Annotated in this window: 17 protein-coding genes; 7 read left to right on the forward strand and 10 right to left on the reverse strand. The window is 47.1% G+C overall.

Going from position 1 to position 24,627, the window contains the following annotated elements:
* Positions 1-318 precede the first annotated feature (318 nt).
* The 3 genes from CHA01nite_RS18430 to CHA01nite_RS18440 all read left to right on the forward strand — a co-directional run bounded on the left by CHA01nite_RS18430 (position 319) and on the right by CHA01nite_RS18440 (position 5,892).
* Positions 319-1,593: a TolC family protein gene (locus CHA01nite_RS18430; RefSeq protein ID WP_228458454.1), complete on the forward strand. Its 1,275-nt coding sequence runs from the start codon at positions 319-321 to the stop codon at positions 1,591-1,593.
* Between the two features lie 3 nt (positions 1,594-1,596).
* Positions 1,597-2,700 (forward strand): efflux RND transporter periplasmic adaptor subunit, encoded by a 1,104-nt coding sequence (locus tag CHA01nite_RS18435; protein WP_146944114.1) that lies wholly within the window; start codon positions 1,597-1,599, stop codon positions 2,698-2,700.
* A 99-nt stretch (positions 2,701-2,799) separates the two neighbouring features.
* The gene (locus tag CHA01nite_RS18440) at positions 2,800-5,892 is read left to right on the forward strand and encodes an efflux RND transporter permease subunit (protein ID WP_146944116.1); all 3,093 of its coding nucleotides are present in this window, start codon (positions 2,800-2,802) and stop codon (positions 5,890-5,892) included.
* 627 nt (positions 5,893-6,519) lie between these two features.
* Here CHA01nite_RS18440 and CHA01nite_RS18445 read toward each other — a convergent pair.
* The 5 genes from CHA01nite_RS18445 to CHA01nite_RS18465 all read right to left on the reverse strand — a co-directional run bounded on the left by CHA01nite_RS18445 (position 6,520) and on the right by CHA01nite_RS18465 (position 12,555).
* On the reverse strand, positions 6,520-7,737 hold the full coding sequence (locus CHA01nite_RS18445) for a cation:proton antiporter (RefSeq protein ID WP_170234772.1): 1,218 nt from the start codon (positions 7,735-7,737) through the stop codon (positions 6,520-6,522).
* A 753-nt stretch (positions 7,738-8,490) separates the two neighbouring features.
* Positions 8,491-9,819: a DUF389 domain-containing protein gene (locus CHA01nite_RS18450; protein ID WP_146944120.1), complete on the reverse strand. Its 1,329-nt coding sequence runs from the start codon at positions 9,817-9,819 to the stop codon at positions 8,491-8,493.
* Positions 9,816-11,153 (reverse strand): Na+/H+ antiporter NhaA, encoded by a 1,338-nt coding sequence (gene nhaA, locus CHA01nite_RS18455; protein WP_146944122.1) that lies wholly within the window; start codon positions 11,151-11,153, stop codon positions 9,816-9,818. Before nhaA ends, CHA01nite_RS18450 begins: the two co-directional genes overlap by 4 nt.
* Before the next feature lie 92 nt (positions 11,154-11,245).
* Positions 11,246-11,608 (reverse strand): hypothetical protein, encoded by a 363-nt coding sequence (locus CHA01nite_RS18460; RefSeq protein WP_146944124.1) that lies wholly within the window; start codon positions 11,606-11,608, stop codon positions 11,246-11,248.
* A gap of 392 nt (positions 11,609-12,000) precedes the next feature.
* On the reverse strand, positions 12,001-12,555 hold the full coding sequence (locus tag CHA01nite_RS18465; RefSeq protein ID WP_146944125.1) for a hypothetical protein: 555 nt from the start codon (positions 12,553-12,555) through the stop codon (positions 12,001-12,003).
* Between the two features lie 582 nt (positions 12,556-13,137).
* Here CHA01nite_RS18465 and CHA01nite_RS18470 point away from each other — a divergent pair.
* The 3 genes from CHA01nite_RS18470 (at position 13,138) to CHA01nite_RS18480 (ending at position 15,748) form a co-directional block, all read left to right on the forward strand.
* Positions 13,138-13,701: a Crp/Fnr family transcriptional regulator gene (locus CHA01nite_RS18470; RefSeq protein ID WP_146944127.1), complete on the forward strand. Its 564-nt coding sequence runs from the start codon at positions 13,138-13,140 to the stop codon at positions 13,699-13,701.
* A gap of 73 nt (positions 13,702-13,774) precedes the next feature.
* Positions 13,775-14,659, forward strand: a complete 885-nt coding sequence (locus CHA01nite_RS18475; protein WP_146944129.1) for an NmrA family NAD(P)-binding protein — start codon at positions 13,775-13,777, stop codon at positions 14,657-14,659.
* Positions 14,660-14,806: 147 nt separating this feature from the next.
* Positions 14,807-15,748: an alpha/beta fold hydrolase gene (locus tag CHA01nite_RS18480; RefSeq protein WP_146944132.1), complete on the forward strand. Its 942-nt coding sequence runs from the start codon at positions 14,807-14,809 to the stop codon at positions 15,746-15,748.
* Between the two features lie 681 nt (positions 15,749-16,429).
* Here the strand turns inward: CHA01nite_RS18480 and CHA01nite_RS18485 are convergent.
* From CHA01nite_RS18485 to CHA01nite_RS18505, 5 genes are all read right to left on the reverse strand, one after another.
* Complete coding sequence (locus CHA01nite_RS18485) at positions 16,430-17,236, reverse strand: serine hydrolase domain-containing protein (protein ID WP_146944134.1); 807 nt, start codon at positions 17,234-17,236, stop codon at positions 16,430-16,432.
* Positions 17,230-18,060 carry a hypothetical protein gene (locus tag CHA01nite_RS18490; RefSeq protein ID WP_146944136.1) on the reverse strand — a complete coding sequence of 277 codons (831 nt, stop codon included), beginning with the start codon at positions 18,058-18,060 and terminating at the stop codon, positions 17,230-17,232. Before CHA01nite_RS18490 ends, CHA01nite_RS18485 begins: the two co-directional genes overlap by 7 nt.
* Before the next feature lie 57 nt (positions 18,061-18,117).
* The gene (locus CHA01nite_RS18495) at positions 18,118-18,936 is read right to left on the reverse strand and encodes a helix-turn-helix transcriptional regulator (protein ID WP_146944138.1); all 819 of its coding nucleotides are present in this window, start codon (positions 18,934-18,936) and stop codon (positions 18,118-18,120) included.
* 1,081 nt (positions 18,937-20,017) lie between these two features.
* Positions 20,018-20,632 (reverse strand): response regulator transcription factor, encoded by a 615-nt coding sequence (locus CHA01nite_RS18500; protein ID WP_146944140.1) that lies wholly within the window; start codon positions 20,630-20,632, stop codon positions 20,018-20,020.
* Entirely contained in the window at positions 20,614-23,532 is a 2,919-nt protein-coding gene (locus tag CHA01nite_RS18505) for a sensor histidine kinase (protein WP_228458455.1), read from the reverse strand. The genes CHA01nite_RS18500 and CHA01nite_RS18505 overlap by 19 nt, the downstream gene beginning before the upstream one ends.
* A 262-nt stretch (positions 23,533-23,794) precedes the next feature.
* On the opposite strand from CHA01nite_RS18505, the gene CHA01nite_RS18510 reads away from it, so the two are divergent.
* Positions 23,795-24,385, forward strand: a complete 591-nt coding sequence (locus tag CHA01nite_RS18510; RefSeq protein ID WP_146944144.1) for a hypothetical protein — start codon at positions 23,795-23,797, stop codon at positions 24,383-24,385.
* Positions 24,386-24,627 lie beyond the last annotated feature (242 nt).

Raw genomic sequence — 24,627 nt, forward strand, 5'->3', positions numbered from 1 at the left:
TTCTCCAACCACCCCGTCAAAAATTCTTTGAATTTTCGACACCCCTCCGGGGGAGGGGAATGTTTATCCTTTTGATTAACACCGGTTTATCATTTGAAAGTTTAATTACGGATTGACCTTTAACAAACTACAATATCCAAATTAAAAGAACACCGACCGTAGTGTTAACCGCAAAAAACTTCCAGCACCCCGAATCCCTCTTCCAGCCTATCCACCCACCTTCTAACCAAACTCTAATGTTGGATTAACCGGATCTTAATCCGGCTTGACATTCCCTCTAATCTGCAGGAAATAACTTTGCAGCCTAAATCGAAGGCTTTGAAGAAAATTATTTTTACGATACTCTGCATTCCGCTTTTCGCCTGTGCTTCCGCGCAGGTGAATGATACGATTACAATCAGCAGATCCGAAGCGGAGGCCGCATTCCTAGAGCGAAACATCGACCTGATGGTCCAAAGACTGGAAATTTCCCAGGCGGAAGCCCGGGTGCTACAGGCGAAATACTGGCCGAATCCGACCTTAACCGTCGATGAGGTAAACCTCTGGCGGACGTATGACATTGAATCACAGCCCGCGCTCATCGGCAACTGGGGGAAAAGTTCCCAGGTTTCGGTGCAGGTGGAACAGGTGATTAAAACCGCCGGCAAGCGGAGGAAAAGCATCGAGCTCCAGAAAATTGAAGTGGACGGCGAGAAATACGAATGGCAGGAAGTGTTGCGGGAACTGAAAAAGCTGCTCCGCCATACGATGACGGAACTGGCCTACAACCAGGAGCTGCAACGCCTGTACGGCAGCCAGATTTCCTCCATCACGAAACTGACGGCTTCCTATAAAAACCAATTAACTTCCGGGAACATCAGCAAAGCCGAATACATCCGGCTGAAAGCGCAGGAGGTGGAATTCCGGAAAAAACAGGTTTCCCTGCAACAGGAAGCGGAAGAACAGCAAACGGAACTGAAAGCCCTGCTGATGATGCCGGCAGACCGTTACGTCGTTATCACCGACCCTCTGAAACAGCCTCCGGGAAATTTCTCTGAGCTTGATCTTCAACAATGGATCACCGAATCCGCCGAAAACCGGCCCGACATCCTGCTCGCCAGAAACCAGGAGAAGCACGCCCTGAAAAACCTGGAACTGCAGAATGCCCTGAAAACCCCGGACCTTACTTTCTCCGTAGGCTATGACCGCGGCGGGAATATTATGAAAGATTTCATCGGTGTCGGCGTTTCCCTGGACTTGCCAGTCTTCGACCGGAACAAAGGCAATATCCAGGATGCCCGGATCGAAGTCGATAAAACAGGCTATGAAACAAGGAAAAATGTAGTGAAGTCACAGAATGAAATCAGTTCCGTTTATCAGAATTACCTGAGGACCAAAAAGATCTCCGACGAACTGGATGACGAGTATGAAAGTACGCTGGATTCCCTGCTGATCAGCCATGAGAAAAATTTCAGGCTGAGGAACATCAGCATGCTGGAATACATGGATTTCCTGGAAACCTTCATCGACAATAAAACCATCATCCTCGAAACGAAAAAGGAACTGAACGAATATTTTGAAAACCTGCAGTACGCTGTAGGAAAAGACCTTTAGAAAATGAAAACAAAAAATTATATGGCCGCTTACGGCTTTCCCCTCCTGCTGGCACTTTCGGGCTGCTCGCAGAAAGATACCGCAGAAAAGAAAGAACCGGCAGCCTACTGCATCAGCCCCGAGCTTAAATCTAACCTGAAACTCGCCACCGTTGCCCTGCAGCCCATCGAGGAGAGCATCACGCTTACCGGTGAAGTGGAAAGCAATTCCGATAAGACCGTGCCGTTCGTGAGCCTGGTGGACGGTGTGGTGACCCAGACCTACTTCTCCCTCGGCGACCATGTTTCCAGGGGCCAGGTGCTGGCCAGCGTGAAAAGCGTTTCCCTGAACGAAATGCAGGGCGACACCCAGACCCTCGAAGCTCAGCTTGCCGTAGCCAAAAGAAAGCTCGCCTCGGTGGAAGCCATGTTCAAAGACGATATCGCTTCACAGAAAGACCTGGAAGAAGCACGTTCTGAAGTCCAGATCCTGAGATCCAACATTTCAAAGACCCAGAAAAATATGAAGCTGTATTCGGCCGGGAAAAGCGATTTCCTGATCAAGTCACCCGCAGACGGATACGTGATCGAAAAAAACATCTCCAACGGGATGCCGGTTTCGGCGGGCGGCGACAAGCTGTTCACCATTTCCAACCTGGATAAGGTCTGGGTGATGGCCAATGTGTATGCCACCAACATGCGCCATATCTACGTCAACCAGCCGGCGGTAATCAAGACCCTGGCCTATCCCGACGAAAGCTTTACCGGGAAAATCGATGCGGTGTCCCAGGTGTTCAACGAAAATGAAAGGGTATTGAAAGCGAAGATCGTGATGGATAACAACAACATGAAGCTTCGTCCGGGAATGTCCGCGGACATCGTTCTGCCTATCAATTCCCAAAATGTAAGCGCCCTCGCCGTTCCGACCAAGGCACTGATCTTCGACAACAACCAGAGCTATGTGCTGGTCTACAAACAGGATTGCGATCTGGAAGTACGACACGTCACAGAAATCGTTTCCAACAACAGCACCACCTATGTAGAAGGTTCACTGAAAGCAGGCGAACGCGTTGTGGCGACCAACGGCCTGATCATTTATGAAAACCTGAAAAACCAAACCGCTAAATAACTGATAGCCATTAACTTTTTGCTATTGGCCTTACCTTCAGAATTTTAAAATTCAAAAGTATATTATTAAATTTTTTCAAGTACTTAATTCTACCCCATAATGCGAAAATTCGTTCAGAATATTGTCTCCTTTTCCCTTAAAAATTCCCTGATTGTCTTGCTGGGAACTTTTCTGCTGCTGGCCGGAGGCATTTATTCTTATATTCATACCCCCATCGAGGCCTTTCCGGATGTTACCAACACCCGGGTCCGGGTGATTACCCAGTGGCCCGGAAGAAGTGCCGAGGAAATCGAGAAATTTGTCACCCTGCCGATCTCCAAAGAGATGAATACCATCCCGAGCAAGGCTTCAGTACGATCCATTTCCTTATTCGGACTGTCTGTGGTGACGGTGACGTTCGATGACCATGTCGATGATTTTTATGCCCAGCAATATGCCTCCAACCGGCTCGGCAATGTAGACCTTCCTAACGGGGCCGATTTCAGCATCGAGCCGCCGTCGGGGGCCACCGGGGAAATTTACCGGTACCTCATCAAAAGCAAGCTGCCGATCAGGGAAGTGACTTCTATCCAGGACTGGGTGATCGAAAGGGAGCTGCTGGCGGTTCCCGGCGTGGCGGATATCGTAAGCTTCGGCGGTGAGGAAAAAATCTATGAGATCAGGATCAACCCGACGGAACTCCAGAATTACGACCTCTCCCCTCTTGATGTCTACGAAGCGGTATCCAAAAGCAATGTGAATGTGGGGGGCGATGTGGTTTCCAAAGGCGACCAGGCCTATGTGGTCCGCGGGATCGGCCTCCTGGAAAGCAAAGCGGATATTGAAAACATACAGATCGAAGTCAAAGGTTCCACTCCAATCCTGGTAAAACACATTGCGGAAGTGAAAGTTTCGGCCAAGCCGAGATTGGGCCAGGTAGGCTACAACAAAGAGGATGATGTGGTAGAAGGCATCGTGATCATGCTCCGCGGTGAAAACCCGAGTGATGTAATCGCCCGGCTGAAAGACCGGATTGCCGAACTCAACGGCGGCGAGCTTCCCGGCGATGTAAAGATCGTTCCGATTATCGACCGTACCGAACTGGTAAACACCACCGTGCATACCGTGACCAAAAACCTGATCGAGGGAATCATCCTGGTGTCCGTCATCGTTTTCATCTTCCTCTACAACTGGAGGACGACGTTTATTGTGGCGTCTGTGATTCCGCTGGCTTTCCTTTTCGCCATTATCATGCTGAAAATTCAGGGACTGCCGGCCAACCTCATCTCCATGGGGGCACTGGATTTCGGATTGCTGCTGGAAGGAACGTTGGTTATCGTCGAGCACGTCTTCGTCGCTCTGGAACATAAAGCCAAAAAGATCGGCCTTGAGCGGTTTAACAAAATGTCGAAGTTGGGGATCATCAAAAAAAGTGCGGGAAGCGTGGCCGGCTACATCTTCTTTGCCCTCCTGATCCTGATTGTAGCGCTGATGCCGATTTTCTCTTTCCAAAAGGTGGAAGGGAAAATGTTTTCGCCGCTTGCGTTTACCTTAGGCTATGCGCTGCTGGGATCACTGATCCTGAGCCTTACCTACGTTCCGGCAATGTGCAAGCTGTTGTTGACGAAAAATATCGAAGAAAAAGAAAACATCATTTCCCGGTTTTTCAGGGTGAACGTCTACCGGCTGTATACTCTGGCAGACCGTCATAAAAAAGGATTTATGATCGGTTTCGGCGCTTTGCTGGTGATCTGCGGGCTTAAATTTTCCAACTACGGTTCGGAATTCCTGCCCAAGCTGAACGAAGGTGCCATCTATGTACGGGCCACCCTTCCGAACAGCGTCAACCTCGATGAATCGGTAAGACTGACCAAAGAAATGAAAAAGACCCTGGAAAATTATGATGAAGTGAAATTCGTGATGACCCAGACCGGCCGTCCCAACGACGGAACCGACCCTACCGGATTTTTCAATATCGAATTCAACATCCAGCTGAAACCGGTGGACGAATGGAAAAACAAAGGTTCCAAAGAAGACCTGCTGGAAAAAATGCGGCTCTCGCTGGAGAAATACCCCGGCATCAATTTCGGGTTCAGCCAGCCCATCCAGGACAATGTGGAGGAATATGTCGCCGGTGTAAAAGCCCCGCTGGTGATCAAGATTTTCGGAAACGACCTTTTCGAGCTGGAAGATTATGCCAATAAAGTCGCCAGTTCCATTAAAACGGTACCGGGAATTTCGGACGTGAATGTTTTCAAAAACATCGGGCTGCCGGAGCTGAGGATCCAGCTGCACGACTCCAAGATGGCCAAATACGGGATTTCCACGGCGGATGCCCAGGCGGTGATCGAAATGACCATCGGCGGCCAGGCTGCCACGAAATTTTATGAGGAAGAACGGATGTTCGATGTCACCCTCCGTTTCGAGAAACAGTACCGTGACAATCCGGAGAAAATAGGCAACATCCTGATTCCGACGAAAGACAGTAAAAAAGTCCCGCTGAAGGAAATTGCCACCATCGATTACCATACCGGTCCGTCCTTTATCTACCGTGAAGGCAGCAGCCGGTATATCGGGGTCGGTTTCAACATTGAAGGCCGCGACCTGGGAAGCACGATTGAAGATGCCAAAGCGAAAGTGGCCAAAGACGTGCACATTCCCAAAAAGCACAAGATGACCTGGGCCGGTGAGTTCGAAAGCAAAGAAAGAGCAGCCAGACAGCTGATGATGGTCGTACCCATATCGCTGGTCCTGATCCTGATGCTCCTTTATTTCAACTTCGGAAATATGAAAGATACGCTGATCTCATCGGTCACCCTGGCGTTTGCCTTTATCGGCGGGTTTTTATCCCTGTGGTTTACCGGGACCATCTTCGGGATCTCTGCGGGGATCGGCTTTATCATCCTCTTCGGGGTGGCGACCATCGACGGGATCGTGCTGATCGGTGTGATGAAAGAAAACCTGCAGCAGAAAATGCCGTTGCGAAAAGCGATTTCCGAAGGTGTCAGAAGCAGGATCCGCCCGGTGGTCATGATTGCGCTGATGGGCTCGATGGGACTTTTTCCCGCCGCCGTCTCCAATGGAATGGGCTCTGAAATACAGAAACCGCTGGCCATTATGATTGTCGGCGGACTGATCATCTGTATGGTCCTTTCGTTTACGATTCTGCCACTGGTGTTTTATTTTGCCTACCGGAAGAAGTCTACTAACTAACGATTACCCTTTTATTCTAATTTTTTCTATGCCGGATGCAGTTTGTGTCCGGTGTTTTTTTTGACATGAGCCTGAACCAGACCGTTTATTTACCAGTGCGGTGGCTGAGATAGCATACCTACGGCATGCTGATGATCGCACAATATGTTTCGCTACACAGATATTATTCCTCCGGAATATTTTTTAATCCATATTAAAAATGAATGCACTTTATTGATGAACAGATGATATTTTTACCAAACATTATTTTCTCTTAGCATAAAACAAACGGAAATAATCACTATCACATCCTTTTATTATCTGCTCCGTAGGAGCAGTATCTGTGTATCAGTAACAGAACAATGCAAGCACGGACTCCGGAGGAGTCCTATCTTTTTCCAGCCGGTATTGAGATAGCATACCTACGGCATGCTGATGATCGCACAATATGTTTCGCTACACAGATATTATTCCTCCGGAATATTTTTTAATCCATATTAAAAATGAATGCACTTTATTGATGCAGAGATGGTATTTTTTCGGAATTTTTCGATCATCATGAAACAAGTGGAAATAATTATTCTTAGAATCTCTGCTGAATCTGCCGGACCAGCTTAAGAAATGTCATGATGATCAGAAGAGATTGCTTTATTCCACCTTTTTCATAACGGTAGTTGCCGACAGCCCATGCATGATGATAGACAGAAGAATGGTTAAAAACACAACCGCCCAAAGCTGGTCCTGATGTTCAAAATGGAACTCGCTGAAACCGAACGAAAGGTAGAAAACCGAACCTAATCCCTTGATTCCGAAGAAACCGATCGCCCACTTTTCCCTGTTCTGTATTTTACTGGTTGCCATGGCCAGCCATCCTGCAAGTGGCCGAATCACTAACAGGAATACAACGGCAAATATGATCATCTCTTTGTTGATGGGTTGCAGGATTCCCATGACCAGCGCCCCTCCGAACAAGATCATTAGCAGGCTCAGCAGCAACCTCTCGGTCTGGTCGGTAAAAGAGTGAAGCTCCTTATGATAGTGGTGGTCTTTTTCATAATGCCTTAATGTAATGCTGCAGATAAATACCGCCAGGAATCCGTAACCGTGGGCAAATTCCGTGAGCCCGTACACCAACAGCGTTGCCGCGATTGCGAGAAAACCGTCACGGCTGGCTAGCGGTCCGTTTTTTTCGGAAATGCGGAACAGCAGGAAACCGATGCCTTTCCCGCAGGCCCATCCAATCAGCACGCCTGCTCCTAATCTGTACAAGACATCAAACGCAAACCACTCCAGAAAGCTGACCTGGCTGCCCGAAACCATTAAACCCAGCACAATCGCCAGCCAGGTAAAAGGAAAAGCGACACCGTCATTCAGCCCGGCTTCGGAAGTCAGGGTGAATTTCACTTCCGATTTTGCTTTATCGTTCGGAGGGCCCACCTGCACATCGGCCGCCAGAACCGGATCGGTAGGTGCCAGTGCCGCACCAAGCAATACCGCCGAAGCAAGGCCAAGACTCAGAACATAATATCCCATCAGGGCAGCAGCGGCAATGCAGAGCAGCATGGTAATGCCGATCAGCTTCAGCGGCGACGACCAGGCTTTAAAAGAAAACGGACGGTCGATTTTGATGCCCGACCCCATCAGGGAGACGATAACGATCAGTTCGGTAAGGTGAAGGGTGAAATTTTTATTGTTCTGCGGAAGCGGATCGGGAAGATATTCCGGAACGGCAAGATACAGGACGACACCTGCAAGGATATAAAATATAGAATACGATATTCCTGTTTTCTTTGAAAATCCGGGCATCCAGGCCATTGCGAAGGTTGCAGCACCGGTCAGGGTTAAAATAAGTAAATAATCATCCATAGTTTGCAAATTATTCCGTCCGGAAAAGCAGCGCATCTCATCGGGTAAGAAGTAATCCCATCAGCTGCCGAAAAGTCATTTTACCGGTAATGCCGCAAATATCCCGCCATAAAGATCTTATGCTACCCGCGGGATTTGTGCTGCCCTAATGACTGCCAGGTGTTCATTATAGATCGCGACGAAAACGCAAATGTATTGCCGCAGTGGCAGAATATAATCTGTGAAGTCTGTCACGAATGATCACGGACCATTAAAACTCACATCATTTTCTGTTAAAAATATGTGGAATCCGGTTCACAGCTAAAAAGTGAAATCTTTTCCCTCATAGGTTTTTAATTTATTGAACAAAAAAAGAATTCATCTAAAATCTGAGACGGATTCTTTTTAAAGATATTCTTCAAATGGCTATTCAGGATACTTTTAAGTGAATTCGATGGTATTTAACTTATATTCAAATTTTTATTAATTAGAAATAAATTTAAAACTTATTCAATCATAATTTTTAAATGGAATTTTCCCTGCGACAGAATAAATGCATAATTTGCCTCTTCTGACAGGATCTATATTTTCCCGTAGGAGGCCGTCCCTTATGACTTAAAAACAAATCGGGACTTATTAAAGGTATTCAATTATTTATTTCATTGGAAAACCTTGATTATGAAAACCTTTGATCCTATTTCCGACAACGGAAACTCCGAGCATCCCACTTCCCTGTTCCCGTTCGTAAATTGATTTCACTCCGGATTCACGTTATTATTTCCTTTTACCGGTCCGGGTATTTGAGGGAGGCTCTGCTTGATCCGCCACATTCACCAGCGCAACGGATTTTTCTTTAAGCCGTACCTGAAGCCAGTTTTTAAGCTTTACACCATTTGTCTCATTTCCGGAGTAGATAAAGGTAAACTGCAGCCTGGCACTGTCGGTTTCAGGATATTTTTCTATTTTCCCATACGATATATCACGCATTTCAGGATAAAGGATTTTTATTTCTTTCAGGAATGATGAATCCTGAACCCTGTAGGTATCAAGCTGCCGGCGCAGCTGCGAAATGGTGACATCCTTTTCAGAGACGTTGGTATCGAACTTATTGATTTCGCTTAAAATTTCGGATTTGATGTCGGTATCGTCCTGACGGATATTTAACTTTGTATCGACCAGACCGTTATCTGCCAGCATTTTATTATACAAAGCAATCTGTTTTTTGCTGAAAGTTTTGTTCAGGAAAGCAATATCGATGGTTTTCGGACTGGAATTGTACCCTATTTTCTTGTAAATGACGGTATACCCGTTGTTTTCAAATTCTTTCTGGATAAACTGCTCGGCGGTTCTGGTGAATTTTTTTTCATTAAACAGATTATAGGCCAGATAAAAACTTGGGATAATCATCACCAGAATAAGGACTGAAATTCCGTACCGGATCCTTTTTTCATACTTGTTGTCAATAATCGAAGAAGGGTATTTCAGGAACTTTACCACGAAGAAAGTCGCAATACAGATGAAAAAGCAATTGATGGTGTAGAGGTAAAACGCACCGAAGAAAAAAGAAAAGTTAGCCGTTGCCAATCCGAAGCCGGCGGTACAAAGGGGAGGCATCAGAGCGGTAGCAATGGCTACTCCCGGGATCGGATTTCCTTTCTCTACCCTCGTAATGGCTATTACGCCCACCAGCCCGCCGAAAAAGGCGATGAGCACATCATAAATGTTCGGGGCGGTTCTCGACAGGAGCTCCGACTGCACATCCTTAAAAGGGCTGACATAAAAATAGGCTGCTGATACGGCAAGGCTTACAAAGGTTGCGATCAGAAGACTCTTCACGGATTTCTTCAGAAGCGTGAAGTTGTAGGTTCCCAGCGCAAAACCAGCGCCCACGATCGGACCCATCAGCGGGGAGATCAGCATGGCACCGATAATAACGGCAGTAGAGTTTACGTTAAGTCCGATGGAAGCAATAATGATGGCACACGCCAGAATCCACAGGTTGGATCCGCGGAATGAGATGTTTGAAATCACATTTTCCAGAACTTTTTCCTTCTGCTCTTCCCCATGGTGAAGATTGATAAAATTAAAGATGCTGTTGATCATTGGTCTGCCTGTTGTGAGTTTTTATTAAGGATAAAATAGCCGATAATCCCTCCGATCAGCGAAGCGGCAAAGATACCGATCTTGGCCTGCGTCCGGTATTCTTCATGTGAGAAGGCAAGGGAAGTGATAAACAGGGACATGGTAAATCCGATAGAGGCCAGGAACCCCAGTCCCAGCAGGTTTTTGAAATTCATTCCTTCCGGCACATCAGCCAGTTTCAGCCTGATGAAAGCATAGCTGAATCCTACCACCCCTAGTACTTTACCAACCACCAAACCGAATGCAGTACCTAAAGCAATATTGTTATCAAAAAGGCTTCCGAAATCAATATCCAGGGAAACTCCTGCGTTGGCAACGGCAAAGATTGGAATAATGAGAAATGAGACGGCCGGATGCATAGCATGCTCCAGCCTTTGTAAAGGAGGCGTTGCAGCCAGGGTGGCCTCATTTACTTTTTCGAGAACATGAAGCTGTTCGTTGGTCAGGGTTGGGGTATCTTCCATTGGATCGATGTTCTTAAACCGCTCCAAATACACCCGTATCTTGGAAATAAATACATTTTCCGGGATCTTGACATCGGCCGGAATGGTAAACGCCGCCAGGACCGCTGCAATTGTCGCATGAACGCCCGAAAGAAGAAAAGCCGTCCATACGCCGCAGATTCCAAGCAACGCATAAAAAAGAATAGACCTTATACCAAGCCTGTTACCAAGATACATCATGCCTAAAATGGCTAATCCTACCATCAGGTAAACCATATTGATGTCGGCGGTATAAAAGAAGGCAATCACCAGTACGGCCCCCAGGTCGTCAACAATGGCTAAAGCCGTCAGAAAGATTTTCAATGCCAATGAAATCCGGTTTCCCAGCAGATACAGGACGCCCAATGCAAAAGCAATATCTGTAGCCATCGGGATTCCCCAGCCTTTATGCGGTTCACCGGACGGATTAAAAAGAAGATAAATAAGGGCCGGCATCAGCATCCCTCCCACCGCGGCTATAATAGGAAGCAGGGCTTTTTTGGGATTGGAAAGCTCGCCGCCGATGATTTCCCGCTTCAGCTCGAGGCCGACTACGAAAAAAAAGACCGACATTAATCCGTCGTTGATCCAGTGGTGGATGTTGTATTCGAAATACGTATTACCGTTCCACTGGAAGCCGAAAGACTGCTCAAGAATTTCATGGTAAGTATGGGAAAGCGGAGTGTTGGCCAGCAGCAAAGCTACAATGACACTGATCCCCAACAGAAGACCACCTGATTTTTCCTGCTGGATAAACCGCTGAACCGGCTGTACAATCTTATCGATAGGTTTTTGGCTGTAGTTATGATCCATAGTAAATTGTTTGTACCGCAAATTTAAGGATTCTGATTTTGGCAGGATCCGCATCGTGATTCGTGCTTCAGCCCTGCCGGTTATGAGTTTTCCTAATGGTTTTGGGAAAGCACCTGATAGCGGGAATATTCCTTATGCCCCATTTTCTGCATGATATAATCCTTTTCAGTAACCTTCCTTTTTTCTTTTATAAACTGAACAAATGAATCGTTCTTCAGGCAGTTTTTAAACCCTTCCGACTGCATGGCACTTTTTACCTGCTCATCTTCTATTCCGTTCAGCCATTCTTCGTAATGATTTTCTGAAATATTCAGCTGAAGATCATAATATAAATAAACCGCATTACTATAAGAAATATACAGCATATGGTATTCTTTATTCTGATCGGCAAGATGCTTAAGAAAAAATTCCTGCTGGGTGTTGTAATATTGCAACGGGTGTTTTGGATTGATCATAAAGGATAATTCTATAGTTATTATTTTGATTAGTTAATATCAATTATGGATTCTGAAACTGTTTAAACCCGACAGATCATCAGTTGAGACTGCATCATTATTTGATTTTACAGCCTTACCCTGCTTCCCGGAAGCGGCAATGCATATCGGTTAGAGACCTTTCATTTGAATAAGCTGAGGTGGATGGTCAAAAATTAATGCGATCGGATCACTTCCCTATCAGTTGGAATATTTTAAAATCCATATATTCCTATCCCTTGCTATTCCATAGAGAGACTTCTGTTTACCTGATCCCGTAATTTATAAATCAGCTTTGAAATAAAAATGAGCTTAACGGATGCTTAGGCTCATAGATTTGTATATCCTTTGTAGGATTGGGCCAGCTTCATGAATTATAGCCCGACACTTATTTTAAAGACCGGTTTCAGGTTTACCGTTAATTCGTCAAGACTGGTCTGGGCACCTTTGATTTCCAGGATCAGCGAGTTCTGTTTGGACTTCAGGTAATCGATCAGTTCCGCATCTGCCGTATTGAGGGTAATGGTGGTCGGATTGGTATTATTTTCTACGGTCCCGATCAGTACTTCCGGGAGGTTCGGTGCTTTCAGATACACTTTCGCCCCGCTGATGATGTCGAGTTTCTTGCCTAATTTGGAGCTTAAATAATCAATTGAAAAACCGGTAAGCTTTGCGCTTTTCAGGTTATTGACCGAGAGCTTGGAATATTTCTCCCTGATGGCGGCATCGGCGTCGAGATTCAACGTGATGTCGGGATATCGCAGGTAGGACGAGGTATTGACCGTTGCAAAAGGTAAAGTCTGCTCTACCGTCATCGGAATATCAAAAGGGACCGGAATTCCTTCGTCGGAATCACAGCTGGTCAGGGAAGTTAACAGGATTGCCAATGCGCTGAAGAAAAGCAATGATCTGAATACTAATTTTTTCATATTGATTTTTGTATGAAAACGTATTGGCTAAAATGATGCCAGAAGGTCAAAGAATCGGAAATAATGTGGTAGGCCTGTTTCAGAAAATAAAAATGATTGTCAGGATATAAAAGTATTCTTACATGTAAGTACTCCACATTAATTTTTCATCATCTGTGTAATTTAGGAGATGAAATTGATAAATCTTTGTGAAGCTGAACTTGACCTTAAGAATGATGGCCTCCAGTTATCCGCTGAATTAAGCAAGTCCGTTTGATTATTTATCCTTTATGTTAAAAAACTGATCTTATCATTCAAATCAGACAGCTGTTTTACGGCAGGTAAGAAACAACAGGGGCAATCATCGCAGAAGAAAAAGGCAAAAATCCACGTCAGCCTGCTTTGATTCCGCTGAAAAAATAGCGACTCTTCCAAGCCTATACATTTGTAGAAACGGATTTTAACCGTTCCGGCCTATCTTATTCTGCATGATAATTCCTCTTTTCAGTGCTACAGCTGATTTCCGGGATGTCAGCAGAACGGCTTCCGGAAAATTTATGATACATTTGCCGGGATTACCATTCTATGAACCCGTAAAATTCTATGCAAGAGCTTGCCGATTTTATCAAAACCCATTGCCCTTATCTTAATGAGGAGGATCTGTCTTTTATCATTTCAAAATTCAGGATGCAGACCCTGCGGAAAAAACAGCTGATGCTGAAACGGGGACAGACCGCCAACCGCTATTATTACGTAAAGAACGGAGCATTGCGTTTTATTTACGGCAAAAACCAGGAACTGACGGCATGGATTGTGCTTCCCGGAGAATTTTTCACGGAAATCTCCAGCTTTAGAATGCAGGCGCCTACCCGCTTCGACATTGAAGCTGTTGAAGAAACCGAACTCTATTATATCGAAAGAGCGGAAATGGAATTGCTCTACCGGCAGCTGCCGGCCTGGCAGGAATTCGGACGGAAAATATGGGAAACCATGGCCATGCGCATGATCGATGAGATCATCCGTTTCCAGACGATGACGGTAGAAGAACGCTACCTGGAATTCCTGAAACAGCCCGGCTTTATGCAGTATATTTCCGTTAAACAGCTGGCTTCCTATCTGGGCATCACCCCGAATGCCCTCAGCCGCATCCGGAAAAACCTCCGCTGATCCGAAACTACCAAATGGTAGTTGAAGGCCTTCCGATAATGTATAATTTTGATCATCAAAGAATATCAGAATTATGAAAAACATCATTTTAGTAGCCGGTGCTACCGGAAGCCTGGGCGGAAAAATCTGCCGTGAACTGCAGCAGAGAGGCGCTCCGGTAAGAGCAGTCATCCGTCCCGGAAGCGACCCCGCAAAAGTGGAACTTCTGAAGCAAGCCGGAATTGAAACCGTGGTCGCCGATTTCAGCAATCCTTCCCGGCTTGAGGCGGCCTGCTCAGACATAAGCGTTGTGGTTTCTGCACTGGCAGGACTGCAGGAAACCATTGTCGAAGCACAGGTTCAGCTGCTGGATGCCGCTGTGAAAGCGGGTGTTCCCAGATTTATCCCTTCCGATTTCTGTACCGATTATACCCGGCTTCCCGAAGGATGCAACCGGAATTTCGATTTGCGTAAGACCTTTACCGCACTTGCCGAAAAACGTCCGATCCGGCTGACTACCGTTTTCAACGGCGCTTTTTCCTATGTCCTGCGTTTCGGGATCCCGCTTCTGGATACCAAGGCGAAGCAGATTGCATATTACGAAGGTAAGGCAGACTGGAAAATCGATTTCACGTCCCTTGAAGATACGGCCGCTTTTACCGCTGAAGCTGCCCTGGATGACGATGCTCCCCAATACTTACGCATTGCCGGCTTCAGGGTGAGCCCGCAGGATCTTGTGGGGTTAAGCGGAAAAATATTCGGAACCCCATTCCAGCTTCAGAACCGCGGGTCTCTGGAACATTTTATGGAAACGATCGGGAAAGTCCGTCAGTCGCACCCGGAAGGTGAGCGCGAACTCTACCCGGCCTGGCAGCAGATGCAGTACCTGTACAGCATGTTTGCCGCCCATCACCAGGAACTCGACAACCGCCGTTATCCCGGTTTAACCTGGCAAACGGCCGAAGAAGCAATCAGGTAACTTTCTCTTTTTGCCGGATGCAGAAATTCTCTGATCCTGTTTTTCACAAGAGAAACTTCAGGCATCCCGCGTCCCGCTTCCTGACTTTTAATCCGAATTCTGCTTCGGGTTCACATCAATTTATAATTTTAAACAAATTCCATAAAAATGGAAAACCAATATACAGACGAAACCCTGATCCGCGGATGGGACGGATTTACCAACCACCATGTTGAAGTGAACGGCACCCGGCTGCACTATGCAGACGGAGGGAGCGGCATGCCCGTCATCTGTCTTCCGGGATGGCCGCAGACCTGGTATTCCTACCGGACAATTGCTCCCCGCCTGGCTGAAAATTTCCGCGTCATCGTCGTTGATATCCGCGGGATGGGAAGTTCAGCCACCCCAGCTTCCGGGTATGATAAAAAGACCATGGCTGCTGATATCCGGGAACTTATTCTGCAGCTCGGACTGAAACAGGCCTTCATCATGGGCCATGATATCGGTGGCATGGTGGCCATGAGCCTTGCCCATAATTTTCCGGATATTGTAAGCGGTCTGATAGTTGCCGACGGTCTTCATCCCAGCGAAGGAATGCTGCAGATGCCTTTGATTCCTGCAGAAGGAACTTTTACGGACAAGATCGATCCCCGCCAGCCGTATACCTGGTGGATGGGCTTCAACCAGATCAAAGGATTGCCCGAACAACTGCTGGAAGGCCGGTACCGATACCTCCTCGACTGGCTTTTCAGCTACGTGATGACCGATGAAAGCCGTATTTCCGGTTTTGAAAAAGAAGTTTATGCTGCCGTGTACAATCAGAAGGAGCGCATCCGGGCTTCCAATGCATGGTACCAGACTTTCCATCAGGATATGGCAGACGGTAAAAACTATCAGAAATTAACTTTACCGGTTTTAGGGATAGCCAGCAACGTCTCCTATGGATTTTACCAGCATGCCCTGCCCTTTTCAGCTGAAAACTATGAATTGGTTCATCTGGCAGACACCGGCCACTATATGTTTGAAGAGAACCCTGAAGCCGTACTGGAAGCAGTATCCGCATTCCTGGAAAAAGCAGCATCCGGCGGCAACATTCTTCAGGACAAATAACACGGCATCACCTTTTCTGATCTCCCGGGGATTTCAAGGATTTTAACAGATGGTTGCGTTTATTTTATGGCGTTAAGGCTAACCCGTTAGTCTGTCCCATAATGACAAAAGCGCATGGATAGATGTTTGAATGATTTTTAGGGTTAGATTTTAAACCAGGGACCACAGGAATTTGCACGGACAGCAATGTGGCTCCGGCTCCGCTCAGCCACCGGGATGGCCGGTTAAATTTGAAACCGCAGATTTACACGGATTTTCACTGATCATGGTGTGGCTTCGGCTCCGCTCAGCCACCGCCGGAAGGACCATCCTGTGGCAGCAGTCTTTGCGCTTTACATTTCTCAAAGATCGTACGGATTTTCACAGATAATGGATTAGCTTCAGCTCTGCTCAGCCACCGGAACAGCCGTCATTTAATCACAGCATAAAAAATCTTGATTTTTTTAAAGCTTTTGTGCGCTTGTTTTTAGCGTAGGGGGCATTAAACTTTTTTATGCAGCGTGTATGTCTTTTGTAACTTTTGCAGTTAATAACCGGCTGCCAGGGCAGGGGCTTCGGGAGCCTCAGCCCCCGGATCACCGTCCTATGAAAATCTTTGATTTTTTCTGATGTGTTCTGATTATTTTCAAAGCTTTCCCCTTTCCTCTCTTGTGACTTATGTGTTAAATCTTTGCGGTTAAATCAAAGAACAGCCGGAAGGATGAATTCCTCCAGCATTTTCGTGACCTGAGAATGGGCGTAAGCCTGGCCGTAGGCACTGGCCGTAATCACGATCACGACGGGATGGTCTTTGAAGATAAGGATGTAATTCCCTCCATTGCCGGCGCAGTAAAAGGCTTCCGCTTTTTTATTGTTTACTTTAAAGCTTTTATTCCAGAAAAGGTAGCTGTAATATTCCTCCTTCCGGCCCGGGATACGGACCTGCCGGGTCAGGGTTTTCTTCACCCAGGATTCAGGGATGATTTGTTGCCCGTTCCACCTTCCGCTGTTTTTATAAAGCTGGCCGTATTTGGCAAAATCCAGGGCATTCATCCGGATGCCGCCTGCCGTATTGGGAATATGCTGCGGAGTATATTCCCAGCGGTAGTTTTGGATATGCAGCGGAGCGAAGAGTTTTTCTTCCGCAAACGGTTCCAGTCCTCCGGGAACGGAACGGTTCAGCATATCACCGAGCAGAATCGTACCGGCCGTAAAATAGTGCCATCTGTTTTTTAAAGCGGGATGATAGGGCAGATTCAGTACAAAACCGCTCCAGTTTTCGGTGGGGTACATTTTTTCCTCATTGCCGGCCGAACCGGGATCGTCGTCGTTGCCTTCGAAGCCGGAAGACATCGTCAGAAGGTCCCTGATCGCGGCTTCATCTTTTCCTTCGGGATGATCGTATTTTTTAAAATCATAAAAAGTGCCGAGCTTCTGATCTTCGGTAGTGATGAATCCATTGCCGATGGCTATTCCCGTAAGGGTGGAGGCAAAAGATTTCCCTACCATCTCGGGTCGTGCAGGGTATTCCGGTCTTCGCCGTTAAAATATTCTTCGACCTGTAGTTTCCCTTTGTTGATAACGATGATGCTGTTGATCCGTTTGAAAATACCTTCCCGGATAAGGCCCTTGAGGCGTTTTATTTTTATGGAATCAAACGGTTCTGAGGAAACCGGAAAGCCGTCGTAAGGCCCGGGTGTATTTAAGGTAATCTTTCCGGGATCAATGACCGGATTACGGGATACCTGCAGGGCCAGCCCTCCCCTTGCCATCAGCGGACCGGTTTTAACCTGATTCTTTAGCTTAACGTAAGGCCGGATTTCCATATACAGGTAATGCGGGCCATCGGTAAGGATATTTTCGCCGCCGTTGCTCATCAGGCGGTTCCAGAACGATTCGCTCCAGGAGCCCTGTCCGTTGATATTGTTGATCAGCGGCCGGTTGAGAATGATGGCGGTATCCTGCACTTTCCGCTGAGGAGCACCGGGCAGAAGGTTGCTCCGGTAGATTTCCCGGTGGTCAATCCATACAGTAAACTGGTAATTTCCGGTTTTAAATAAGGAATCTTTTTCTGCCTCCGGATCTAACTGAGCCATATATTTTGTAAGCGGCCTGTCAAAAAAAGCGACGAAAGAAAGATCACTGGTATTGGTGAAAACATACCGGCTGATGAAATCGTTTTCTTTAAGGTCTTTCAGGTTTTTAAAGGACGGAAGGAATAAAATCTTTCCGGCAGGAACGGCCTGTAAATGTCGGGAGTCAGGAGTTTGCCGGACCTGGGCGCCAAGTACGGCATTTAGAAATAAATACAGGATCAGCAGTACGTTTTTCATAGGATATCAATTTAGGATAGCGACAAAATTCCTTTAAAAATACCTTATAAAATAGAATCAGATTAACATTTGCTTCTGCATCTTTTTAAAGGACGACGGGTTCATTCCCAGATAGGCTTTAAACGTCCTGATAAAATGACTCTGGTCGGTAAACCCGCAGTCACAGGCTATGGCGGTTAAAGACCGGTGGCCGTTCAGCATTTCAGGCAGCGCCTTTTCAATCCTTGTCCTGCGCACATATTCGCCCAGGGTACAGTGAAAATATTTTTTAAAACTCCTGGACAGATGAACCGGATGGATATTAAGCAGACGGGCCGTTTCATTTAAACTTAAAGGGGCCGCACCGTGGTCATTCAGGAATTCCCGGGCCCGGCTTACCCATGGCGGTGTCCCCTTTTCATCAGCCATGAAGTCATTATTCAGAACCGAGAAGATTTCCAGTACGGATGATTCGATGACCATTTCGCTAAGCGGATCCTCTGATTTGCTTTCAGCCAGCAAACGGTAAAACAAAATTTTCAGCAAAGGGTTCCGGAGGTCATGGGTTCCCCGGAGGTTTTTTAACGAAAGGTCATGCGCCTCTAAAAACCCGGAATCCATCTCCAGATGGAATCCCCTGGCGGTTGCCGTCGGTTTTTCATTGTAATGGCGCTCGTCCCAGTGGTGAAACAGGACAGTTCCGGCGGTAAACCCTTTTCTTTCCTTTTTATTGCCTTCAATCAGGCCGCCCTGCAGCAGAAACGTAAAATAAGGGGTCTCATGATAATGCCAATCGACAACATCATGCGTATAGACGGTATCCGTAAGCGTCAGTGAACGGACCTCTCTTTTAAAATGGGTTTCCCCGTAAAACCGTCCTTTTTGAAGCTGTATCATTTTCTGTTCAGTGAACGGTAAAGCTACACTATTTTTAATAAAAAAACAGGCAGGGGAAAATAAGAAATTCTGACGGCTGGATCCTCCATTTACCCCGTTCCACTCCGGTTATTTTCAGGCGTTAAAAAAGAATCAACCGGATGAAACCAGGGCCCGGAACAGATTTTCCCGGTAACAGGATCATCAACTCACCTGAATCCGACACGCTCTGATCTGTTTAATTAACGTGAGTTCGACCGTATTAACATCATATTCAGTCAATTCTTTAATTCAAAAATAAAAATGAGGCTGATTCAGCCGGGAGTTTGGATACCATTCACCTTACCGGAAAAAATAAACGGTTCTCAGTTTTGACAGGACTTCATCCTATCCTGTAGTAGCCGTCCCTCCGGGACTTTAAAATAATATAGATCCGTCCCCGATTGAACAAACCGAGGCTGATGATTCAGGATTTAATAAGAACTCCTCTGCTAAAGCGATAACCTGTTCAATTTAATAATCAATATCTTTGATCCTGTGTCTGACAAGAGAAACTTCCGGCATCCCGCTTCCTGCTTCCAGCCTCTTAATCCACATCCTTCGTCGGGTTCACGTTAATTATTTAAATCCGGCACAGCCATAATCCTGCTCCTGAACGGGCGGCAGAAATCCCCCCGGGCATTGCCGGGGGATGGATAGTGGGATAATTTCAGGCCCGGGGGCATGATGATTGAACGCAGGTTGTCATCTGGGTTAAGCCTGCAGGATTCCATGATAGGCTCTTACGTGAATCAGGCTCCGTTTAATTTATATCAGGTCCGATGTAAAAGCATGAAATAAAGGTCCGCCTCCCGGATAAGGATATCAACAATCCTTTGTCCTGATCTTTACAAACAGATTTTATCCTTCGGGACTACGGCGGTCGTCTGTTTTCGCTGAATCCCGGGTTTTCTTCCGGGGTCTCATGATCGTGAAGCCCTTCAGTGACCGGTTCATCCCTGTTCCTGTGCTGCATTTCAGATGAATTAATCTTCCGGCAGACGGATCATCCCTTTTTCTCCGGATAAGTTGAAATATAAAGGGTGCCTGCGCAGACAGATCTTCAGCCTTCCATCTCAATCTGCAGCTTGACGAGATCGGGAATGCTGTTTACTTTAAGCTTGGTAAAAATCCTCTTTTTATAAGTGCTTACCGTACCGGGCTGTATGGCAAGCCTATTGGTGATCTCAAGATTTCCGTAACCTTGTACCAGCAGGAGAAAAATTTCATATTCCCTCTCGGAAAGCAGTTTTTTCGGATCTTTCCGCTCGGACTGTGAAATATATTCCCGCATGATTTCGGGAGGAAAAACAGAACCGGTACTATAGAGGGTGTTGATGCCGTCCATAATCTGGCTGTAGCTGCACTGCTTATTCAGGTAGCCATCCGCTCCTTCACTGATGAACTGCCGGAGCATATCTCCCCGGAAGCCTGAAAACAGAAGGATTTTTACGGCCGGGCTGATCTCTTTAAGATGCCGCACCGCCGAATAGGCAACGCCCGGCATCTGGATGTCCATAATCAGCAGGTCGTGCTTTTTTTCCTGAAGCATTTTCTGTGTTTCAAAATAGTCTTCGGCAAGATCAATCGTCACATTGCCGTAAGCGGCTTCAATGGCCAGCGAAACGCCCAGTCTGATCATGGAATGGTCGTCCGCAATTAAAATTCTATTGAACATATATCGATAATTTTTATGATCACAAGTGTTCCTTGTGTTTGTTTTTTAAATTCAATGTGCCCGTTTATTTTTTTGATGAGGCGGATCACCAGGTGCAGCCCCAGGCCGAAATGCCGGAAGACCATCTCCTGCTCATCACCGGAAACATACAGCCCGTTGTAATAATCCAGCTGCTCTTCCGGCATCCCTTTTCCCGTATCGGTAAGGGTAATGGTTACCTCATCGTCTTCACGGTATGCCGCGAAGGCAATGGTTCCGCCGGCCGTGTTTTTTACGGCGTTATCCAGCAGGTTGTGGAGGACGATGCTGATGATGCTTTCCTTTACCGAAAGCATCAGGGCAGGATCCGTGTGGTTGGTGATGCGGGTACTCCTGTAATCCGCCATATCGGCAAAAAGCCGGATCTTCCGGTCAATGGCTTCCCGGAGAAAATAGGGTTCCGAAGTAAAAATCTCACTGTTGAAGGCTTCCCGGTATTCCCGTAAGCTCATCGTCAGGTTGTAGAGCTCTTCCGTGGATTTGTAGACGCTGTCGAAATATTTTCGCTGCAGGTTCGGATTTTCGGTTTCCAGCATCATTTGCGACAGATTGGAAAGGTGCTTGATCGGCGTGGCAATATCATGGGTAATGGCCTGGAAAAGGTTTTCCTGATAGCCGGCTTCTTTTTCGAGCATCATTTCCGTCTTCTCCAGACGGTCCTGTACGGTGCGGATGATCTTGTTCTGCCTGCTGAAGCGGCTGTACAGCCGCCGCGCCATCATCACCAGGACCGTGCTGCCTGCGATCCCGGTCAGGATCCGGAACCATGCGGTTTCAAAGAAGTAAGGCTGTATATAAAAAGGCAGTTTTTTATAGGTGTACCGGCGGCCTCCGATCCAGACCCTGACGTTAACGGTATGGAAGCCGGAAGGCAGCCTTTCCAGGACGAACATCCGGTTGTCTTCAACCGGCAGCCATTTCTGCTCGGCCATGCCGTCGATCTGTGCTTCCAGGACCAGGTTTTCTTTGGCGCCGTAAAACGGCACGTCGATATAGAGTTCGGCCCGGTGAAAATCCCGCTTCAGAAGCAGGGTATCCTTAAATTGGCGCACGGAACCGCTGCTTTTCACCCTTTCCACAAAGAGACTGCCCGCGGAAGGCAGGGGTGCCGGCATCCGTTCGGGCCGGAAGAATACCACCCCGTCCATGGATGGAAACGCAAACTGCCCGTTGGCCAGGACAAGTGCTCCCGGCTGTCCGCCACCATTGAATTCATTGGTACTCAACCCGTCTTTTGTGGAATAGCGGTAATACTGAACTTCTTTTCCCGGATGGGCGGCATATTCCAGCAGTTCCCGTCGCCGGACCCTGTACAGCCCGTTGTTGGTAGGGATCCATACCGAACCGGTCCGGTCTTCCAGCAGGTCGTGCGGCGTCGCCAGGTTATGGCTGCGGTCTTCCGGCATCCGGATCAGTTTTTGGTTCCGGACCAGGTAAAAGCCGTCTGCAAAGCTCATCGCCCACAAATTCCCGTCACGGGTACGGCAGAGGTTTTTGATCCCCGGGCTGTTGGGGATTTTCTTCAGGCTTCCGTCCCTGATGCTGATAAGGTAGAGCCCGTCTGCAAAACCGGCAATATAGGAATGCCGGTCGTACGGCCGGATGCACTCCACCCGGTACGGAACCGGGATCCTGCGCCGGACTTTCGAATGGATGGAATCCGTGAATTCCATTAAGAAGCATTGATTGTTCTGCACGACACTCAGAAAACAGGTATTTCCGTTACGCAGTATATTCTCGATATCAAACGGACAGATTTTCCGGGAAACCGGTTTTCCGAATGAACGGCGGTACACTTCCAGCAATCCGCCTCTGAAGCAGATGATTTTCCCATTTACGTCATACTGTATGCTCGTCCGGGACCGTTCACCGCTGAAACGGATCCTCCTGAGAACACGGGAGGAATCCAGGATCATACCCTCCGGGCACACCACAGAACTGCCGGTATACGGCAGAAGGGTGGTAAAACCGGGAGGTTCGGAAATCACATTGTTTTTTACGACGTGGAAATCCAGAAGCCTGAGCACCAACATGCCCTTGGTCAGGCTGCCCAGATAAAGGGTCCGGTACTCTGCATCATAATACATGGAATAGAACTGGTAATTTCCGAAATCTTTATATGCTACCAGTTTACGGGCCCGTATTTTATCATTGATATAGCTTACCGTATAAATTCCGTCTTTCCGGATCATAAAAACCTGCCCGTTGATTTGCTCCCAGTACATGAAAGCATCAGGATCATCCAGCAAAGGGTTTTTAAGATGCAATACCCTACCTTCGCAAATCATCAAAATTTCCTTCTGCAACGGATTCCGGATAAAAACAGATTCGCCGATGGCAAAAACATTCTGCATATGGGAAGGATCAAAGGCCAGCGCGATTTCCACGGAGGCCTGCCCCGGTTTATCATAGATGATCCTGTTCCGGGAGAACCAATACGTACCTGTGCGCACAGACATCCTGTAAAATCCGGCGGGAGTGGTTTCCCCGAGATTAGATTTTTCATAATACCGGTAAAAATTTCCATCCCGGTAATTGTCTCTTTTTTTCACATGCCTAAGCATGCGGCGGGCATTGCGCCTCCGGATTAAAACGGCATCACGGTAGTTGTCATTACCCACGACAATACTGTCTTTTTCCCTGCTGCCTGAGAAATTCTTAAAGTGAAGGTTGTTTAAGCCGGGAGGATCGAACCCCGTAAAGCTATTTCCGTCATAGCGTATAATTCCCCGTTCGGTAGAAATCCATAGGTAACCGTAGCGGTCTTTTACCATATCTTTTATGCTGTTCTGCGGAAGCCCGTTGTCCGTGGTAAGCCAGACGGCAGAATATTTTTGTCCACTAAGGGTTATAAATAACACACTATAAAGTAGAGTTATTATTGTTTTCAACATAACGCAAAAGTAGATTTATTGCGATTCATCCTTATTTCAATTTTAAAATTATTGGGACTAAATTAATCTTAAAATGCATACAAAACGCTTTTTGTATTAATAATTATACATGTTTGTCTAATTAATTATACCATTTTCGCAGTCCATACTTCGGCGGTTAGAAATATATTTGTCCCTAACAATAACAATGTTAAAATATCTTAAATAACAAGATAAAAATAGTCCGATTATGCCCGTGTTTCCGCTCTGCCGTCCTCATCTTCAGCCCTGCCGGTCTTTCCCCGGAAAGGTGATGGCAGCCATGCTCATGATATGGACAACGGGCTGGAACATGCTGGCGGCACAGGCAATTTACGATCCCGGAAACCGCCTTTTTGTAGAAACGGGAACCGTGGTGCATGTTGCAGCGGCGGATCCCGGGCCGCAACCGGCGCGCTCCGCCCGGAAGATTCGGAAAGCCGCAAAGCCCGTCCGCGCGGTGGCCGTAAAAAAACACAATGATCCCGGAAAGCCGCGGCACAACCGGGAAGCACAGGAAAGTGCCCACCTGGCGGCTACCGGCTTTGCCGAAAAGAAAGGCCCGGAAATCACCGCCCGTCCCGGGGAAACCCGGGACGGCATCCTGGTCCCGGAGCATTCCGGCAAGGCCGGGGGCCTATCCCGGGAGACCGTCCCCTTCCCTGCCTCGAAAATCCTGTCTGCTGCCGATATAAAAAAACACAAATTCCTATATAGGGAGTCTTACCGGTACGCCGAAAGCTCCTATTCCAACTCCTGCCGTCCGCCGCCCGGGCCTTACGGATTTTCCGTTTATGGCTGATGGCGGCTGTACAGGAGTATATGCCGGACCATCGGACTGTTTTTCAGAACATAAACAGCATCAGGGGCAGATTCGCATTTAGTGGACCATACCTCTATATTTTTCATTCCAGCAGGGGTGGCAGAGGCCCCGGACTCCGGAAACCAGGCCACCCTTTTATAAAACAGCCTATTATTTATTTAAAAAATCAGCAACATGAAAAAACAATTATTAGCAATAACAGCCTTTACAGCAACTACAAT

This window comes from Chryseobacterium hagamense (genome assembly GCF_007991455.1).
Lineage (GTDB): Bacteria > Bacteroidota > Bacteroidia > Flavobacteriales > Weeksellaceae > Chryseobacterium > Chryseobacterium hagamense.

Excerpts from the sequence above, each read along its gene's own strand:
- CHA01nite_RS18435 (WP_146944114.1), top strand. The coding sequence starts at position 1,597 with ATGAAAACAAAAAATTATATGGCCGCTTACGGCTTTCCCCTCCTGCTG.
- CHA01nite_RS18440 (WP_146944116.1), top strand. The coding sequence starts at position 2,800 with ATGCGAAAATTCGTTCAGAATATTGTCTCCTTTTCCCTTAAAAATTCC.
- CHA01nite_RS18445 (WP_170234772.1), bottom strand. The coding sequence starts at position 7,737 with ATGGATGATTATTTACTTATTTTAACCCTGACCGGTGCTGCAACCTTC.
- CHA01nite_RS18450 (WP_146944120.1), bottom strand. The coding sequence starts at position 9,819 with ATGATCAACAGCATCTTTAATTTTATCAATCTTCACCATGGGGAAGAG.
- nhaA (WP_146944122.1), bottom strand. The coding sequence starts at position 11,153 with ATGGATCATAACTACAGCCAAAAACCTATCGATAAGATTGTACAGCCG.
- CHA01nite_RS18460 (WP_146944124.1), bottom strand. The coding sequence starts at position 11,608 with ATGATCAATCCAAAACACCCGTTGCAATATTACAACACCCAGCAGGAA.
- CHA01nite_RS18465 (WP_146944125.1), bottom strand. The coding sequence starts at position 12,555 with ATGAAAAAATTAGTATTCAGATCATTGCTTTTCTTCAGCGCATTGGCA.
- CHA01nite_RS18470 (WP_146944127.1), top strand. The coding sequence starts at position 13,138 with ATGCAAGAGCTTGCCGATTTTATCAAAACCCATTGCCCTTATCTTAAT.
- CHA01nite_RS18475 (WP_146944129.1), top strand. The coding sequence starts at position 13,775 with ATGAAAAACATCATTTTAGTAGCCGGTGCTACCGGAAGCCTGGGCGGA.
- CHA01nite_RS18480 (WP_146944132.1), top strand. The coding sequence starts at position 14,807 with ATGGAAAACCAATATACAGACGAAACCCTGATCCGCGGATGGGACGGA.
- CHA01nite_RS18485 (WP_146944134.1), bottom strand. The coding sequence starts at position 17,236 with ATGGTAGGGAAATCTTTTGCCTCCACCCTTACGGGAATAGCCATCGGC.
- CHA01nite_RS18490 (WP_146944136.1), bottom strand. The coding sequence starts at position 18,060 with ATGAAAAACGTACTGCTGATCCTGTATTTATTTCTAAATGCCGTACTT.
- CHA01nite_RS18495 (WP_146944138.1), bottom strand. The coding sequence starts at position 18,936 with ATGATACAGCTTCAAAAAGGACGGTTTTACGGGGAAACCCATTTTAAA.
- CHA01nite_RS18500 (WP_146944140.1), bottom strand. The coding sequence starts at position 20,632 with ATGTTCAATAGAATTTTAATTGCGGACGACCATTCCATGATCAGACTG.
- CHA01nite_RS18510 (WP_146944144.1), top strand. The coding sequence starts at position 23,795 with ATGCCCGTGTTTCCGCTCTGCCGTCCTCATCTTCAGCCCTGCCGGTCT.